Source organism: Enterobacter cloacae complex sp. P2B (genome assembly GCF_014895985.1).
In the GTDB taxonomy this organism is placed as follows: domain Bacteria; phylum Pseudomonadota; class Gammaproteobacteria; order Enterobacterales; family Enterobacteriaceae; genus Enterobacter; species Enterobacter bugandensis.
Genome location: NZ_JADBQQ010000011.1, coordinates 21,834 through 37,723 on the forward strand (window position 1 = coordinate 21,834; position 15,890 = coordinate 37,723).

A 15,890-nucleotide genomic window follows, 5' to 3' on the forward strand; every position below is an offset into this window, starting at 1 on the left:
GAGGTTCTATGGCGGTCATAGTGATTACCGGCGGGACGGCGGGCGTGGGAAAAGCCACGGCGCTGAAATTTGCAAAGGCAGGTTACGATGTGGGGCTTATCGCCCGCGATGAAGCCAGCCTGCACTCCACCCAGGAAGAGCTGCACCGCTTCGGCGTCAATGCCCACGCGGTGCAGGCGGACGTCGCCGACAGCCAGGCGGTGGTAGATGCGGCTAACGAGATCGAGTATCGCCTCGGGGCGATTGATGTCTGGGTCAACAATGCGATGGGGGCCGTGCTGGCGCCGTTTCGTACCCTGACGCCGGATGAGTTTCGTCGCGTGACAGATGTTACCTATCTCGGATTTGTTAACGGCACCCGCGCCGCGCTGGAGCTAATGGTGCCCCGCGACAGGGGGGTGATTATTCAGGTGGGGTCCGCGCTGGCCTACCGTTCCATCCCTTTGCAGTCGGCCTACTGCGGGGCCAAAGCGGCGATCCGCGGGTTCACCGATGCGGTGCGCACGGAGCTGATGCACGAGAATAGCCGGGTTCAGCTTTCCATGGTGCAGATGCCGGGGCTCAATACGCCGCAGTTCGAATGGGCAAGGAATAAGTTCGCCTGGGCGATGCGACCGGTGCCGCCGGTCTTTGAGCCTGAAGTGGCCGCCAGCGCCATCTTTAAGGTTGCGCAGAAACCGGTGCGCGAGCTGTGGGTGGGCAGCAGCACTATCCAGTCCATCGTCGGGCAATTCTTCTTTCCGGGCTACCTTGACCGTCTGATGGTAAAAAAAGCCTGGGAAGGCCAGATGACCGACGATCTGAACGCAGCGGATCGGCGGGACTATCTCGACCAGCCGATTGACGACCTGCACAAAATCCATGGTCGTTTTACCGACGAAGCGAAGAACCGCGCTACTTCCGTCACCTCCGGTATGCCGGGCAAGGTGGCGCTGGGGGCCCTCGCGGTGGCGGGGATTATGCTGACGCGTCTGATAACCTGCCGGAAACGCTAATCAGCGCAGCGCGCTGCGGTGCGTCCAGAACCAGCGGTAGCCGTAGGCGCCAATACTGAGTTCGACGGTTTTGCCGCAAACCAGCGCGTCGTCGTAGCGTTTGTCCGCGAGGCAGGCGGTCCAGGTGGCGTTGCGGATCCCTCTGGCGGTGAACTGCACCGGCTGGTCGCTGAAGTTTACGAAGGTCAGAATGCTGCGCTCGTCGGTCTCGTAATAGATCCCCAGCACCGCGTCATGATTGAGGGTGATGAGGCGAAAGGGCGCCACGGCAATTTCGGGGAACTCCGAGCGGGTATTGGCAATATCAATAATCCGGTGCAGGAGCGAGTTGCGGTGGAGCAGCGAATCGGCGACGTTGATTTTCTGATAGCGGTAGGGCCCGTGGTCGATTATCGGCGCAATAAATTTTTCAGGATCGGCTGCCGAAAACCCGCCGCCCTGTGAACCCGCCCACTGCATTGGGGTGCGAACGGCGTAGCGCTCCTCCAGTTCAAGGTCGTCACCCATGCCGATCTCATCCCCGTAGCGCATCACCGGGACGCCCGGCAGTGAAAAGAGCACCGCGTGGCAGAACGCCAGCCGCTTTGGATCGCCATTCAACATCGGAGCCAGACGTCGGCGGATCCCACGCTGATAGACGTTCATCTCCTCGTCAGGGGCGAAGGTGTCGAGCACGAACTGTTTATCTTTCTGGCTAATCCCTTCCAGATCCAGCTCGTCATGGTTGCGCAGCCAGTTGGCAAAACAGCATGAATCTGGCGGGACGATCATCTTCTTCACCGCGTTGCGCAGCGGGCGGGCGCTTTTTCTGGCCAGGCTGACGTAGAAATACTTGTTGAGCCAGAAGTTGAGCACCAGATGCAGGCGGTCGTTATTGCCGAAATAGTCTTTATAAACCTCAACGTCTACGTCCACTTCGCCGAGCAGGATCGCGTCCGGATTACGCTGCTCGATAAGACGGCGCATGTGCTCCAGGATCCACAGGCCCTTTTCCTCGTCACCGCTGCCCGCCTGCTTCGTGAGGTGTGATGCGGCATCCAGCCGAAATCCCGATACCCCCAGTTTGAGCCAGAAGAGGATAATATTCTCAATCTCCTTAAGCACGGCGGGCGAGGTCAGGTTCAGGTCCGGCTCGTGGCGGTAGAACATGTGCCGGTAATACTGTCCCGCCTCGTCGTCCCAGCTCCAGACGCTCTTTTCCACGCCGGGAAACATGGGGGGCGTATCGTCGTCGTCGTTATCCGACCAGATATAGTAATCGCGATAGGGCGAGGCGGGGCTGCGGCGGGCCTGCTGGAACCAGGGATGGGCGTCCGAGGTGTGCTGGATCAGCAGCTCAATAATAACCTGCATGCCCAGCTCCCGGGCCTGTTCGATAAAAGCGATGATATCGGCCAGTTTTCCGAAGCGGGGGTCCACCTGCAGATGGTCGCTGACGTCGTAGCCCTCATCGAGAAAGGGCGTGAGGTAAAACGGGGTGATCCAGATAACCGTCGCCCCCATGCGGCGAATATAGCGCAGCTTGGCCGCGATCCCGGCGATGTCCCCGCAGCCATCGCCGTTCATATCGTAAAAAAGCGCGGTGTCAATCTGGTAGATAATGGCCCGTGTATGCCAGTCCGTCATAGCGTTCCTCAGTGATAGCCTTCAGTATCCGAAACTTTGCCCCGGAAGACGTAGTAGCTCCAGGCGGTGTACACCAGAATCACCGGAATTATCAGCAGGGTTCCGACCAGCATAAACAGCTGGCTGGCGGGGGGCGCCGCGGCTTCCCACAGGGTGATGCGCGGCGGAATTATGTTTGGCCACAGGCTGATACCCAGGCCGCTAAATCCGAGGAAGATCAGCCCCAGCGTCAGCAGGAAGGGACGCGAGTGGCTGGCCGGGTTGCGGGTCAGCCGCCAGATCAGCACGCTAAACAGGCCTACCAGCAGGGGAACCGGCATGAACCAGAAGAAGTTGGGCAGGGTAAACCAACGGTCGGCCACGTACTGCCAGCCGAGCGGCGTCCAGACGCTGACCACCGCGATCACCACCATCAGGGCCAGCAGCACGTGGCGGGTTAGCTCGCGCATGCGGCGTTGCAGGGTACCTTCACTTTTCATGATAAGCCAGGTGGTGCCCAGCAGCGTGTAGGCGACCACCAGGCCGATACCGCAGAAAAGGTTAAAGGGCGTCAGCCAGTCAAGCGGCGAGCCCACAAAGCGTCTGCCCTCAACCTCAAAGCCGTTGATTACCGCCCCCACGACGATCCCCTGGCTGAAGGTGGCGAGCAGAGAGCCACCGGCGAAGGAGTAGTCCCAGAACTTGCGGTGCGAAGGCGTCGCTTTAAAACGAAACTCAAAGGCGACGCCGCGAAAGATGAGGCCGATCAGCATCGCGGTGAGGGGGATAGTGAGCGCATCAATGATCACCGCGTAAGCCAGCGGGAACGCGCCGAACAGCCCCGCGCCGCCGAGCACCAGCCAGGTCTCGTTGCCGTCCCATACGGGCGCTACGCTGTTGACCATCACATCGCGCTCTTTCGCATCGCCCACGAAGTTAAACAGCAGGCCGATGCCCAAATCAAAGCCATCCATAATGATGTACATCAGCGTGGCAAAGACGATGATGGCAAACCAGATAACAGAGATATCGACGCCCATCAGTTTCTCTCCTGTTCCGGAACAGACTCCGCGGCAGACAGTGGACGGGCGGGGGTGCCCGACGTGTTTGACGTCAGCGTATCGACGGGCTGCGGGCCTTTCTTAATCAGCCGGATGAGGTACACATAGCCCACGCCAAACACCGACGAGTAGACAACGAAGAACGCCAGCAGGCTGATGCTCATCTGCAGGGTGCTGTGCAGGGAGACCGCGTCAATCGTGCGCAGATAACCGTAAACCACCCACGGCTGGCGGCCCACTTCGGTGGTCACCCAGCCGGCGAGCAGCGCCACCAGACCCGCGGGCCCCATGCAAAGAGCAAACCACTGGAACGGACGCGAGTGGTAGAGCCGGTGGCGATAGCGTAGCCAGAGGCTGACCAGACCGAGGGTAATCATCAGCAGGCCCATTCCGACCATGATGCGAAACGACCAGAAGACGATGGTCGAGTTTGGGCGATCCTCTTTCGGGAAGTCCTTCAGCGCCGGAACCTGCTTATCGAGGCTGTGCGTCAGGATAAGGCTGCCGAGCGCGGGAATTTCAAGACCGTATTTGGTGCGCTCCTCGTCCATATCGGGCAGGCCAAACAGCAGCAACGGCGTGGCCTCGCCGGGCGGATTTTCCCAGTGCCCCTCTATGGCGGCAATTTTGGCTGGCTGATGCTCAAGCGTGTTCAGGCCGTGCATATCGCCCACGACGGCCTGAATGGGGGCAACCAGCAGCGCCATCCACATCGCCATGGAGAACATGGTGCGTATGGCAGGGGTATCGTTACCGCGCAGCAGGTGCCATGCGCCCGACGCGCCGACAAACAGCGCGCTGCTCAGAAATGCGGCGATGGCCATATGAATCAGGCGGTAAGGGAAGGAGGGGTTAAAGATAATCGCCAGCCAGTCCTGCGGAATGACCTGCCCGTTCTCGATAGTAAAACCCTGCGGGGTGTGCATCCAGCTGTTTGAGGCGAGGATCCAGAAGGTCGACATCAGCGTGCCGAGCGCCACCATGCAGGTTGAAAAGAAGTGCAGCCCAGGGCCGACCTTGTTCCAGCCAAACATCATTACGCCAAGAAAGCCAGCTTCCAGGAAGAAGGCGGTTAACACCTCGTAGGTCAGCAGGGGACCGGTAATACTGCCTGCGAACTGGGAGAACCCGCTCCAGTTGGTGCCGAACTGATACGCCATGACCAGCCCGGAAACGACACCCATCCCGAAGTTAACGGCAAATATCTTGAGCCAGAAGTGGTACAGCGAGCGCCAGACGTCGTTTTTGGTGCGCAGCCACATGCCTTCAAGCACGACCAGATAGCTGGCAAGACCGATGGTGATCGCCGGGAAAAGAATGTGAAACGAGACGGTAAAAGCGAACTGAATTCTGGCGAGATGAAATGCATCAAGTTCGAACATGGTCCGTACCTCTGAAGCGATGGGGCACGAGAATTGCCGGGCAGGTCAGGATGCCCGGCAAAACCGATTACGGTTTACTCTTTCCGGCACCCAGCTCGGCACCGGTCAGCGGGTCGGAATGGGGATCGGACTTGGTGCGGGCAGACATCGCCTTAACCAGGGTTGCCTGTTCAGCTGTGAGCGTCACGCTGGCGCTACCGTCTCCGCCATCAACCGCAGGCTGGGGGGACTCAACGTAATCAAAGTGCTTATCGCTGTTCCAGCTTCCGCGAACCTCTCCACCTTCAGACATATTGTAGTACTTGTTGGTGAATTCCTCGATTGGCGGCAGTTTTCCCGGCGGGAAATTATTACGAATGGACTGCAGCGCCTTCTCAAAGGAGAGCTGATGCGCCGCCTCACGCGTCATCAGAAACGCCAGCGCATCCTTCACTCCGGGATCGTCAGTGACGTTAATCAGCCGTTCATAGATGATTTTCGCCCTGGCCTCTGCCGCCACGTTCGAGCGCAGATCCGCCGTCGGCTCGCCGATGGTATCGACGTAGGCTGCCGTCCAGGGCACGCCCGCCGAGTTAGTGAGCGGGGTACCGCCGCCGTAGAGGAGGGAGGTGATGTGGCTGTCGTTACCGTTTTCGGTCATGGACCGATACAGTTCAGCCTCATTTTCCACCCCTTCCGCCAGCGCGCCTTTGGCACCTTTGTTCAGCATACCAACCAGCGTACCGATGATTTCGAGGTGGCTTAGCTCCTCGGTGGCGATATCCATCAGCATATCCTTGCGGCCCGGATCGTCATCGCTCAGGCCCTGAGTGAAGTAACGGCAGGCGGCAGCCAGTTCGCCCTGCGGCCCGCCAAACTGTTCCAGTAAAAGGTTAGCAAGACCGGGGTTGGGTTCGGCGACGCGAACCGTATATTGCAGCTGTTTGACGTGTCGAAACATAGGCACTCTCCTGTGGATTATTTTTTCGCTTCGACACCGTCTGCGTCTGAACGCAGCAGGAACTGTTCCGTCGTTTGCGGGATATGGCGAATCAGCCAGTCGGCCATTTCGCGCTCTTCTGCGAGGATCGTCTCAATGGCAGGCACAGAGGCGGTATCGCCCGCTTTTTTCGCCGCAGCGAGCAGGGAGGTGTAGCAGGCGATTTCAAACTGTTCGAAGACATAGCCGCTGATCGAGCCCTTAACGATCTCATCGGACGGGAACATACCGCCGATGGATTGACCCAGGGCCGCCATTTTGCTCATCGAGTCTTTTAAGACCGAACGAGAAATATCATTACGGTCGAGGATTTCCTCCAGCAATGTAATTTGCCGTTTTGTCTCATTAATATGTTGCTCAATTCTGGCGCGAACATCAGGATAATTATCAATACGGCTGGCCATGGACTCCAGCATAGATTCGGCTTGCTTTTCCATTGCATGGGCATCGCGTAGCCAGTCATGGTAGTGTTCTACGTGATTCATCATTGTATCCTCATTAGGGGTTCGCTTATTTGGTCTCACTTTCAGCAGCCTGATCGGCACGTGCGGCACTGTAGCCAGATAAGTGGCCGACAATATTGGCGTAAATGCTGATGATAATGACCCATAGTACGCTATTCTTCCACCATATTACGGAAGGGATAGCGAGAATGAACCATATTATTGCTGCCGCTAAATGGCACCGTTTAATTGTCCTGGGACTGATGCTCATTTTATTTAACCTGTCTTATCGCGTCATTTCTGCGCTTTTTGGTTAATATTGCCAACGGCCAGGTCGGTGAGTTTAAGGTCGGTCTCTTTCTCTTCTTCCAGCGTTTCGGCAAGAAGTTTAACGGCTTTTTTGTAGCCCAGTTGTTCTGCGAGGGTCGCAAGGGTACCGTAGCTGGCTATTTCGTAATGCTCCACTTTTTGCGCAGCGGCAATTAACGCGGCATCACGCACTTCATTTTTTTCCGTACTTTCGATAACTTCGTTGGCTTCTTCAATTAAGCCTTCCATTGCCACGCACTTCATGCGCTTGAGCTTAATACCGTCTTCCTGTTCGACGATCTGGTCAATACGTTCAATCTGACCCTGCGTCTCCTCCAGGTGCGCGGTGAAGGCGGCGCTCAGCTTCTCGCTGGCGGCGGCGCGAGCGAGTTTGCTTAACGCTCGGGTAAGTTGTTTTTCAGCGCTGTAGGTATCGGACAGAAGATGAATAAATACATCCTCAACACTTTTCATATTCATAATAATTACGCTCCGGTAAAATAAGGAAAGGGTACTGCGAGCTTTTCAGCCCGCAGCATGCTCTCAGGTTTTATTAAAAGAGTACTAAATAAGATCAGGAATTATCAGATTTACGGCCTCCGCCGTGACTGTTCTGTCCCCCTTTCTTACCCGCTTCAGATGCGCGTTGCGGATCGTTTTTGAAATTACCACCGCTGTGCTGGCCGCCTTTACGTCCAGCTTCTGATGCTTTTTCACGGTCTTCAGCGAAATTACCGGAACCACCACGATGCTCTGCCATATTAAACCTCATAGTCATATATTGGTTATGTCAGTACGATACGAAAAATATTCCGTATCACTCGTCGTTCGAGTAATAACTCTAGTCGCTGTGAGGCATACGTCAAATTCGTTTCGCCATTAGCGGTTGCGTTATATTTAATTATTGCTGCGTTTGCGCTTCGCTTGGTTTGGAAATATGGAGGTGTGGGAAGGACTTGTAAAAAAATGTTCAGATTAGTCCTAAGTTTCATTTAAAAAGCGGAAGGTTGAGGCCAATAATAATGGCGTAGCAAAAACGAATAATTTGCTAGCGGTGATTTGGGGAAAATTACCCCTTTAGGGCTAGAGAAAATAGCCGCTACGAATTATAAGGAAAATCCTGGAAAAAATGACGAGGCGGCTGACAGGGGGCGGTAGCACACGGTTTAACCACTGGCGTCTTAAGATCACAAATCAGAAATTCTTCCCCCCGGAAGGAACGGCCTTCTCTACACTCCAGGTAATATTCACTGGAGGCATGACATCATGGCGAACACCATCACGGCTGATGATATTCGGGAACATTTTTCGCAGGCTATGTCGGCGATGTACCAGCAGGAAGTTCCGCAGTACGGCACCTTGCTTGAGCTGGTCGCGGACGTAAACCTGGCGGTTCTGGAAAATAACCCACTATTACATGAACAACTGGCGAACGCCGACGAGCTGGCGCGCCTGAACGTAGAGCGTCACGGGGCGATCCGCGTCGGTACGGCACAAGAGCTTTCCACCCTGCGTCGTATGTTTGCCATCATGGGCATGTTCCCGGTCAGCTATTACGATCTTTCTCAGGCGGGGGTACCGGTCCACTCAACGGCGTTTCGTCCGGTTGACGATGCGGCGCTGTGCCGCAATCCGTTTCGTATCTTTACCTCACTGCTGCGCCTTGAGCTGATTGAAAACGTGGCGTTACGCGAGCGGGCGGCAGAAATTCTCTCTCAGCGGAACATCTTTACGCCGCGCTGTCTGGAACTTATTGACCTCCATGAGTCGGAAGGGCACTTTACCGAAGCGCAGGCGCGCGAGTTTGTGCAGGAAGCGTTAGAAACCTTCCGCTGGCACCGTCATGCAACGGTCGACCAGGAGACCTACCTGGCGTTAAGTAACGAGCACCGCCTGATAGCTGACGTGGTCTGCTTCCCGGGGTGCCATATCAACCACCTCACGCCGCGCACGCTGGACATTGATCGGGTGCAGGAGCTGATGCCGAAGTATGGGATTGAGCCCAAAATTCTGATCGAAGGGCCGCCGCGTCGTGAAGTGCCGATCCTGCTGCGTCAGACCAGCTTTAAAGCCCTCGAAGAGCCGGTGCTTTTCGCCGGGGAACATAAAGGCACCCACACCGCGCGCTTCGGTGAAATTGAACAGCGCGGCGTGGCACTGACCCCGAAAGGCCGTGAACTGTACGATAGCCTGCTGGCCCAGGCCGGAACCGGAAAAGATAACCTCACGCACCAGCTGCATTTGCGGGAGATTTTCAGCGCCTTCCCGGACAGCGAAATGTTCCTTCGCCGTCAGGAGCTGGCGTATTTTCGCTATCGCCTGACCCCGGCGGGAGAGGCCCATCGTCACGCGTTTCGTCCGGGGGATGACCCGCAGCCGCTGATCGAGCGCGGGTGGGTGGTGGCCCAGCCGATAATTTACGAAGATTTCCTTCCGGTCAGCGCGGCGGGGATTTTCCAGTCCAATCTCGGGAATGAAACCCAGGCGCGCAGCCACGGAAATGCCAGCCGCAATGCGTTTGAAGCCGCACTCGGCTGCCCGGTGTATGACGAATTTACGCTCTACGAGGAGGCGGAAACGCGCAGCAAACAGCGTTGCGGTTTGCTCTGAAATCGTTACTCTTCAGGGGTGTGATGGAAAAAATAAGGTCGTTATGCAAAATCCTTCCGCCCCTGTGGTTGAAACGCGCCAGGGCGCACTGTCTGGTTTAACCGATGAAAACGTTCACCTCTGGCGCGGTATTCCCTATGCCGCACCTCCCGTTGGCGACTGGCGCTGGCGCTCACCCCGGCCGCCGGAACGCTGGGATGGCGTGCGTGCAGCTACCGACTTTTCGCCCTCAAGCTGGCAAAGCAGTGAATATTGTCAGGAGCTGGGCGGGGGCGATCCCGGCCAGTTTTCTGAAGACTGCCTCTATCTGAACGTCTGGTCCCCTATCGACCGTACCGGGCCGCTGCCGGTCATGGTCTGGCTGCACGGCGGCGGGTTTACGATCGGCGCCGGAAGCCTGCCGCCGTATAACGGCAAAGCCCTGGCATCCCGCGGTGTGGTTGTCGTCACGATTAACTACCGTCTCGGCCATCTCGGCTTCTTCGCCCATCCCGCTCTGGAAGGTGAAGAGGAGCGGGTGGTGCATAATTTTGCCCTGCTGGACCAGATCGCCGCGCTCGAATGGGTGCGGGATAATATTGCCGCGTTTGGTGGCGACCCGAATAACGTGACCCTGTTTGGTGAATCCGCCGGCGCGCGCAGCGTGCTGTCGCTGCTGGCCTCGCCGCTGGCGAAAGGACTATTCCATAAGGCGATAGTGCAAAGCGGGTACACTTTGCCGGATACGCCGCGCGCGCAGGCCCTGCAAAAAGGGGAAGCGCTGGCCGCCCACTTCGGGCTGGGAAATGCGACGGCAGAGCAGCTGCGCGCGATCCCGCCCGAGGCGTTCTGGCCGCTGACCGCGCCGCTGAACGTCGCCCCGGCCCCTATCGTTGGGGATTGCGTTTTGCCGGAGGCGATGCTGGACGTCTTTTTCGCCGCCCGCCAGCATCCCGTGCCGGTGATGATTGGCTCCAACAGCGATGAAGCCAGCGTGATGGCGGTGTTTGGTGTCGATCTCGCCGGGCAGATCCAGAAGCTTCGCCGGGAGCGCCGCTTCGGGCTGGGGCTCATCAAGCTGCTTTATCCGGGCGTGAAGGGCGACGAGGAGCTCGGCAGGCAGGTGTGCCGCGACATGGCCTTCACCACTATGGGCTACGTGGTGATGCAGGCCCAGCAGCGCGTCGGCGGGCTTTGCTGGCGCTACTGGTTTGACTATGTGGCCGAAGCGGAACACGCCACCTATATCAACGGTGCCTGGCACGGCAATGAGGTGCCGTACGCGTTCGATACCCTCGGGCAGGTGGAGCCTTCGCGCCAGTACGTTAACGAACGGGATCTGGCGTTTGCCGCCCAGGTGGCTGATTACTGGGTGAGCTTTGCGCGCGATGCCGGAACGCATGACAGCCTTCACGGGCCGACGCGCTGGCCCGCCTGCCGCAAAGGGCGGGACGTGCTGTTACGTATTGGTGTGAATAAACATGCAGGTTTCAGGCTTGAAAACCGCTTTATGCGCGCCCGCATGAGCCTCTTCAAGCGCGTAATGAAGCACCACGTCAGCCTCGATTAAGCAAACAGGCGCGAAACGCCGCCAGACCATTCTCCTGACAAGGCGTTTCGCGCAGCACCAGCCGGTAGCTCGCGCCGGTTTTAATGCTGGTCTCATAGGGCCGCATTAGCCTTCCGGCGCGGATATCTTCTGCCACCAGCGTTTCGTCGGCAATGGCTACGCCCAGCCCCTGAATGGCGGCGGTAATGGCGAGATCCATCGTATCGAAGTGTTGATTTTTGTGCATAGCAAAGCCCGTACCTTCCTGATTCGCCAGCCACAGTGACCAGTCTGTCTTATCCCTTGTCGGATGAAGAAACGTCAGCGAACCCAGCGCGGCACCCGCTCGCACGGGGCTGAACACCGGCGTCAGCGCCTCTTCGAACAGCAGATCGCCTGCGCTCATGTGCGTGCCGAAGACGATGGCGGCATCGTAAGATTCGGTTTTGAAATTGACGTTATGATCGGTCGTGGTGGTGAGCGCGATCTGCAGATCCGGCTGCTCGCGCTCCACTTCCAGCAGGCGCGGCACCAGCCAGCGCATCGCGCAGGTGGGGGCCTTGAGGCGGATCACCGTGTGCTGGCTGCGGGCCTGGTCGGCCACGCTCAGCAGTTGTTCGAAGGAGGACTGCAGTTCGGGAAGCAGGGCGCTGCCCTGAGGGGAGAGGCGCAACCCGCGCGCGTGGCGCTCAAACAGCGGAAAGCCAAACCAGGCTTCAAGGGAGGCAATCTTACGGCTCACGGCCCCCTGCGTCAGGCAGAGTTCCGCGGCGGCGTGGGTAAGATTCAGATGACGCGCGGTGACTAAAAATGCGTCGATGGCATTGAGCGGGAGCGAACGGCGTGACATTGAAACACCTCAGCTATGCATTTTTCTCATGGCTATTATGACAACAATTCGATTGTCCCGGCAACGGAGTTGTTGTTTGAATAGTTATGCAATATCCATGAGAAGGGAAAGAGGATGACTTTACGAACGCCGGTGCAAACGCGCTCCAAGCTGCCAGACGTGGGGACCACCATTTTTACCGTTATCGGCCAGCTTTCGGCCCAGCATAACGCCATCAACCTTTCTCAGGGGGCACCGAATTTTTCCTGCGACCCGAAGCTGATCGCCGGCGTTACCCGCGCAATGGAGGCAGGGCATAACCAGTATGCGTCGATGACCGGCCTGCAGCCGCTCAAAGAACGCATCGCCGATAAGATTGCCGCGCTCTACGGCACGCAGTATAACCCTGCCAGCGAGGTGCTGGTCACCGCCAGCGCCAGCGAAGGGCTCTATTCGGCGATAAGCGGGCTGGTGCACCCTGGCGATGAGGTGATCTACTTTGAGCCGTCGTTTGACAGCTACGCGCCGATTGTTCGTCTGCAGGGGGCAACGCCTGTCGCCATCAAGCTCACGGTGCCGGATTTTGCCGTCAACTGGGATGAGGTCCGTGCGGCAATCACCCCGCGCACGCGCATGATCATCATCAATACGCCGCACAACCCGAGCGGCCAGGTCTTCTCCGCTAATGACCTGCAGCAGCTGGCGGCGCTGACGCGCAATACCGACATCATTATTTTGTCTGACGAAGTGTACGAACACGTCGTGTTTGATGGTGAACCGCACCACGGGATGGCCACGCACCCGCAGCTGGCGGAGCGTAGCGTGATTATTTCTTCTTTCGGAAAAACCTATCACGTCACCGGCTGGCGCGTGGGTTATTGTGTGGCACCCGCAGAGCTAATGGACGAGATATGTAAAGTCCATCAATTTTTGATGTTCTCTGCCGATACGCCAATGCAATACGCGTTTGCAGAACACATGACCGATCCGCAAACCTGGCTGTCGCTGTCGGCGTTTTACCAGCGTAAGCGCGATCTGCTGCACGGCCTGCTGGCCGATTCGCCGTTTACCCTGCTTCCGAGCGCCGGGTCGTTCTTTATGCTGGCGGACTACAGCCAGTTCAGCGACGAGCGCGACAGCGAGCTGGTGAAGCGGCTGATTGTTGAGTACGGTGTTGCCACCATTCCGCTGTCGGCGTTTTATGCCGACGGCACGGATAATAAATTGATTCGTCTCTCTTTTGCGAAAGATGAGGCGACGTTACGGGCAGGTGCTCAAGCCCTGTGTCAGGTTAAACCACGCTGAGCCTATCCCATTAGGCTATTTTATTCGCCATTTTGGCACCGGGCAGTGCTCGAAATCCTCACGTACTACATGTACGTTCCGGTTTCTGTGCGCTGTCCGGTTCCAAACTGTCTTCAACAATTACGCCTACTGGGATAGGCTCTGAGGAGTTTGAAATGAAATTACGCGCGTTAGTTGTCGGCATGGGATTGCTGTGTACCTTTTCCTCCTTCGCGGCCACCGAGCTGCGCTACGGTCTGGAAGCGGAATATCCGCCGTTTGAAAGCCGTAATGCGGCAGGCGAACTGGAAGGGTTTGACGTTGAGCTGGGAAATGCCATCTGCAAAGCGGCAGCGCTGAAGTGCAGCTGGGTCGAAACCTCGTTTGACGCGCTGATCCCGGGGCTGGTGGCGAAGAAGTTAGACGCCATCAACTCGGCGATGAACATTACCGAGCAGCGCCGCAAGAGCATCGATTTTACCCAGCCGATCTACCGCATTCCGTCTCAGCTGGTGGGCAAGGCCGGTACGGCGGTCGAAGCAACGCCTGAAGGGCTGAAGGGGAAAACCATCGGCGTGCTGCAGGGGTCTATTCAGGAAACCTATGCCAAAGAGCACTGGGAAAAGCAGGGTGTCACCGTGGTGTCGTATAAAGATCAGAATATGGCCTGGGGTGACCTGCTGAATGGCCGCATTGACGCCTCGCTGGTCATGTCCGCGGCCGGGCAGGCGGGTTTCCTCAGCAAGCCGCAGGGAAAAGGGTTTGGCTTCATCGGCAAACCGGTGTCTGACGACACAATCCTCGGCAGTGGGATCGGCTTTGGGTTGCGCAAAGGTGACGAGGCCACCAAAAAGCAGCTTGATGCCGCCATTGATAAAGTACGTGCCGACGGCACGATCGCCAAACTCGCTGATAAGTACTTCCCGGGTATCGATGTCAGCGTAAAATAACCGCCTCATTGGCCCCGTCAGCTGATGTCCTGACGGGGCATTTTTCTACACATTTTCCAGGCTTTCTTTACACCACTTTCGGGCCGTTCTGGTCGACAGAAAATATTTCTCACTTTGTTCATATAATCACCGGCCAACAATTGGATTCTTAACCATTTTTGTTTAGGCTGTGCGTTCTTTCTTGCCGTCATTTCGCCGAGCGCGAAACACATTCACACGACCATAAGGACGTTTTTCCAGGCATGAATCGCAGACGTTTTCTAAAAGGCTCGCTGGCTGTGGCAGCCCTGAGCGGCACCTCCGGCCTTGCTTCCCTGTTTTCCAAAGCGGCATATGCGGCTGACTCTGACATCGCTGACGGTCAGAGCCGTCGGTTTGACTTCTCCGTACTGCAATCCATGGCGCATGACCTGGCGAAAACCCCGTGGGGTGGCGCGCCGCGTCCGCTGCCGGAGACGCTGGCGACCATGACGCCGCAGGCGTATAACGCCATCCGCTACGATGAAAAACAGTCTCTGTGGAACAACATTGAAGGGCGTCAGCTGGACGTGCAGTTCTTCCACATGGGAATGGGGTTCCGCCGCCGTGTGCGGATGTTCTCGCTGGACCAGTCTACCTCTATGGCGCGCGAGATCCACTTCCGCCCTGAGCTGTTCAGCTACGGTGACACGGGTGTCGATACCAAACAGCTGGAAGGGCAAAGCGATCTCGGCTTTGCGGGCTTCCGCGCCTTTAAAGCGCCTGAGCTGGCGCGCCGCGATATCGTCTCTTTCCTCGGGGCGAGCTATTTCCGCGCGGTGGACGACACCTACCAGTACGGGCTTTCCGCGCGCGGTCTGGCGGTAGATACCTTTACCGACACCCCGGAAGAGTTCCCGGACTTCACCTCCTTCTGGTTTGAAACCGTCAAGCCTGGCGATACCACCTTTACCGTCTATACGCTGCTGGACAGCCCGAGCGTCACCGGTGCCTATAAATTCGTGATCCACTGCGAGAAGAGCCAGGTGATCATGGAGGTGGAAAACCATCTCTACGCGCGTAAGGACATTAAGCAGCTGGGCATCGCGCCGATGACCAGCATGTTCAGTTGCGGCAACAACGAACGCCGCATGTGCGACACCATTCACCCGCAAATCCACGACTCCGACCGCCTGGCAATGTGGCGCGGCAACGGGGAGTGGATCTGCCGTCCGCTCAATAACCCGCAGAAGCTGCAGTTTAATGCCTATCTGGACAAAAACCCGAAAGGGTTCGGCCTGCTGCAGCTCGATCGCGATTTCTCCCACTATCAGGACGTGATGGGCTGGTATAACAAGCGCCCGAGCCTGTGGGTTGAGCCGCGCAACGACTGGGGGAAAGGATCTATCGCGCTGATGGAGATCCCAACCACCGGTGAAACGCTGGATAACGTGGTCTGCTTCTGGCAGCCGGAAAAACCGGTGAAAGCGGGCGACGAGCTGGACTTTAAATATCGTCTCTACTGGAGCGCGCAGCCGCCGGTGCGTTCCCCGCTGGCCAACGTTTACGCGACCCGCACCGGCATGGGCGGCTTCCCGGAGGGCTGGGCGCCGGGCGAACACTATCCGAAAGTGTGGGCCCGTCGCTTTGCTATCGACTTCGTCGGCGGCGACCTGAAGGCCGCTGCGCCAAAAGGCATTGAGCCGGTGATTACGCTCTCCAGCGGTGAAGCGAAGCAGGTTGAGATCCTTTACGTTGAGCCGTTTGACGGGTATCGCATTCTGTTTGACTGGTACCCAACGTCGGATTCGACGGAGCCGGTGGATATGCGCCTGTTCCTGCGCTGCCAGGGCGATGCCATCAGCGAAACCTGGCTGTATCAGTATTTCCCGCCAGCGCCGGATAAACGTCATTACGTTGATGACCGGGTAATGCGTTAACGATCGATTCCCTCTCC

The 15,890-nt window shown here is 57.5% G+C and carries 15 protein-coding genes; 6 read left to right on the forward strand and 9 right to left on the reverse strand.

Annotated features, from left to right (window positions below; genetic code table 11):
- Positions 1–8 precede the first annotated feature (8 nt).
- Positions 9–995 carry an SDR family oxidoreductase gene (locus IM313_RS10205; RefSeq protein WP_192971051.1) on the forward strand — a complete coding sequence of 329 codons (987 nt, stop codon included), beginning with the start codon at positions 9–11 and terminating at the stop codon, positions 993–995.
- Here the strand turns inward: IM313_RS10205 and IM313_RS10210 are convergent, their stop codons facing one another.
- The 8 genes from IM313_RS10210 to IM313_RS10245 all read right to left on the reverse strand — a co-directional run bounded on the left by IM313_RS10210 (position 996) and on the right by IM313_RS10245 (position 7,534).
- Entirely contained in the window at positions 996–2,621 is a 1,626-nt protein-coding gene (locus tag IM313_RS10210) for an alpha-amylase family protein (protein WP_048999540.1), read from the reverse strand.
- Between the two features lie 8 nt (positions 2,622–2,629).
- Entirely contained in the window at positions 2,630–3,640 is a 1,011-nt protein-coding gene (gene cydB, locus IM313_RS10215; protein WP_048999541.1) for a cytochrome d ubiquinol oxidase subunit II, read from the reverse strand.
- Positions 3,640–5,043 (reverse strand): cytochrome ubiquinol oxidase subunit I, encoded by a 1,404-nt coding sequence (locus IM313_RS10220; protein ID WP_028013105.1) that lies wholly within the window; start codon positions 5,041–5,043, stop codon positions 3,640–3,642. The genes cydB and IM313_RS10220 overlap by 1 nt, the downstream gene beginning before the upstream one ends.
- 67 nt (positions 5,044–5,110) lie before the next feature.
- Positions 5,111–5,983 carry a manganese catalase family protein gene (locus tag IM313_RS10225; RefSeq protein WP_028013106.1) on the reverse strand — a complete coding sequence of 291 codons (873 nt, stop codon included), beginning with the start codon at positions 5,981–5,983 and terminating at the stop codon, positions 5,111–5,113.
- A 17-nt stretch (positions 5,984–6,000) separates the two neighbouring features.
- On the reverse strand, positions 6,001–6,507 hold the full coding sequence (locus tag IM313_RS10230) for a ferritin-like domain-containing protein (protein ID WP_028013107.1): 507 nt from the start codon (positions 6,505–6,507) through the stop codon (positions 6,001–6,003).
- A gap of 25 nt (positions 6,508–6,532) precedes the next feature.
- Positions 6,533–6,736, reverse strand: coding sequence for a hypothetical protein (locus IM313_RS10235; protein WP_008502273.1), 204 nt, complete (start codon positions 6,734–6,736; stop codon positions 6,533–6,535).
- 23 nt (positions 6,737–6,759) lie between these two features.
- A complete protein-coding gene (locus IM313_RS10240) occupies positions 6,760–7,254 on the reverse strand; it encodes a ferritin-like domain-containing protein (protein WP_048999542.1) in 495 nt (164 codons plus the stop codon).
- Between the two features lie 94 nt (positions 7,255–7,348).
- Positions 7,349–7,534 carry a general stress protein gene (locus IM313_RS10245; RefSeq protein WP_004150795.1) on the reverse strand — a complete coding sequence of 62 codons (186 nt, stop codon included), beginning with the start codon at positions 7,532–7,534 and terminating at the stop codon, positions 7,349–7,351.
- Positions 7,535–8,040: 506 nt separating this feature from the next.
- Between IM313_RS10245 and IM313_RS10250 the strand changes: the two genes are divergently transcribed.
- Together IM313_RS10250 and IM313_RS10255 are read left to right on the forward strand one after the other, a co-directional pair.
- Positions 8,041–9,384 (forward strand): VOC family protein, encoded by a 1,344-nt coding sequence (locus IM313_RS10250; protein WP_048999543.1) that lies wholly within the window; start codon positions 8,041–8,043, stop codon positions 9,382–9,384.
- Positions 9,385–9,427: 43 nt separating this feature from the next.
- Positions 9,428–10,933, forward strand: a complete 1,506-nt coding sequence (locus IM313_RS10255) for a carboxylesterase/lipase family protein (RefSeq protein WP_192971052.1) — start codon at positions 9,428–9,430, stop codon at positions 10,931–10,933.
- On the opposite strand, the gene IM313_RS10260 is transcribed toward IM313_RS10255, so the two are convergent.
- Complete coding sequence (locus IM313_RS10260; RefSeq protein ID WP_192971053.1) at positions 10,920–11,762, reverse strand: LysR family transcriptional regulator; 843 nt, start codon at positions 11,760–11,762, stop codon at positions 10,920–10,922. The two genes, IM313_RS10255 and IM313_RS10260, sit on opposite strands and share 14 nt — an antisense overlap.
- A gap of 114 nt (positions 11,763–11,876) precedes the next feature.
- Between IM313_RS10260 and IM313_RS10265 the strand changes: the two genes are divergently transcribed.
- From IM313_RS10265 to IM313_RS10275, 3 genes are all read left to right on the forward strand, one after another.
- The gene (locus tag IM313_RS10265) at positions 11,877–13,046 is read left to right on the forward strand and encodes a pyridoxal phosphate-dependent aminotransferase (RefSeq protein WP_045630397.1); all 1,170 of its coding nucleotides are present in this window, start codon (positions 11,877–11,879) and stop codon (positions 13,044–13,046) included.
- A 155-nt stretch (positions 13,047–13,201) separates the two neighbouring features.
- Positions 13,202–13,975, forward strand: coding sequence for a transporter substrate-binding domain-containing protein (locus tag IM313_RS10270; protein ID WP_192971054.1), 774 nt, complete (start codon positions 13,202–13,204; stop codon positions 13,973–13,975).
- A gap of 242 nt (positions 13,976–14,217) precedes the next feature.
- A complete protein-coding gene (locus IM313_RS10275) occupies positions 14,218–15,873 on the forward strand; it encodes a glucan biosynthesis protein D (RefSeq protein WP_045260490.1) in 1,656 nt (551 codons plus the stop codon).
- The last annotated feature ends 17 nt before the right edge of the window (positions 15,874–15,890 follow it).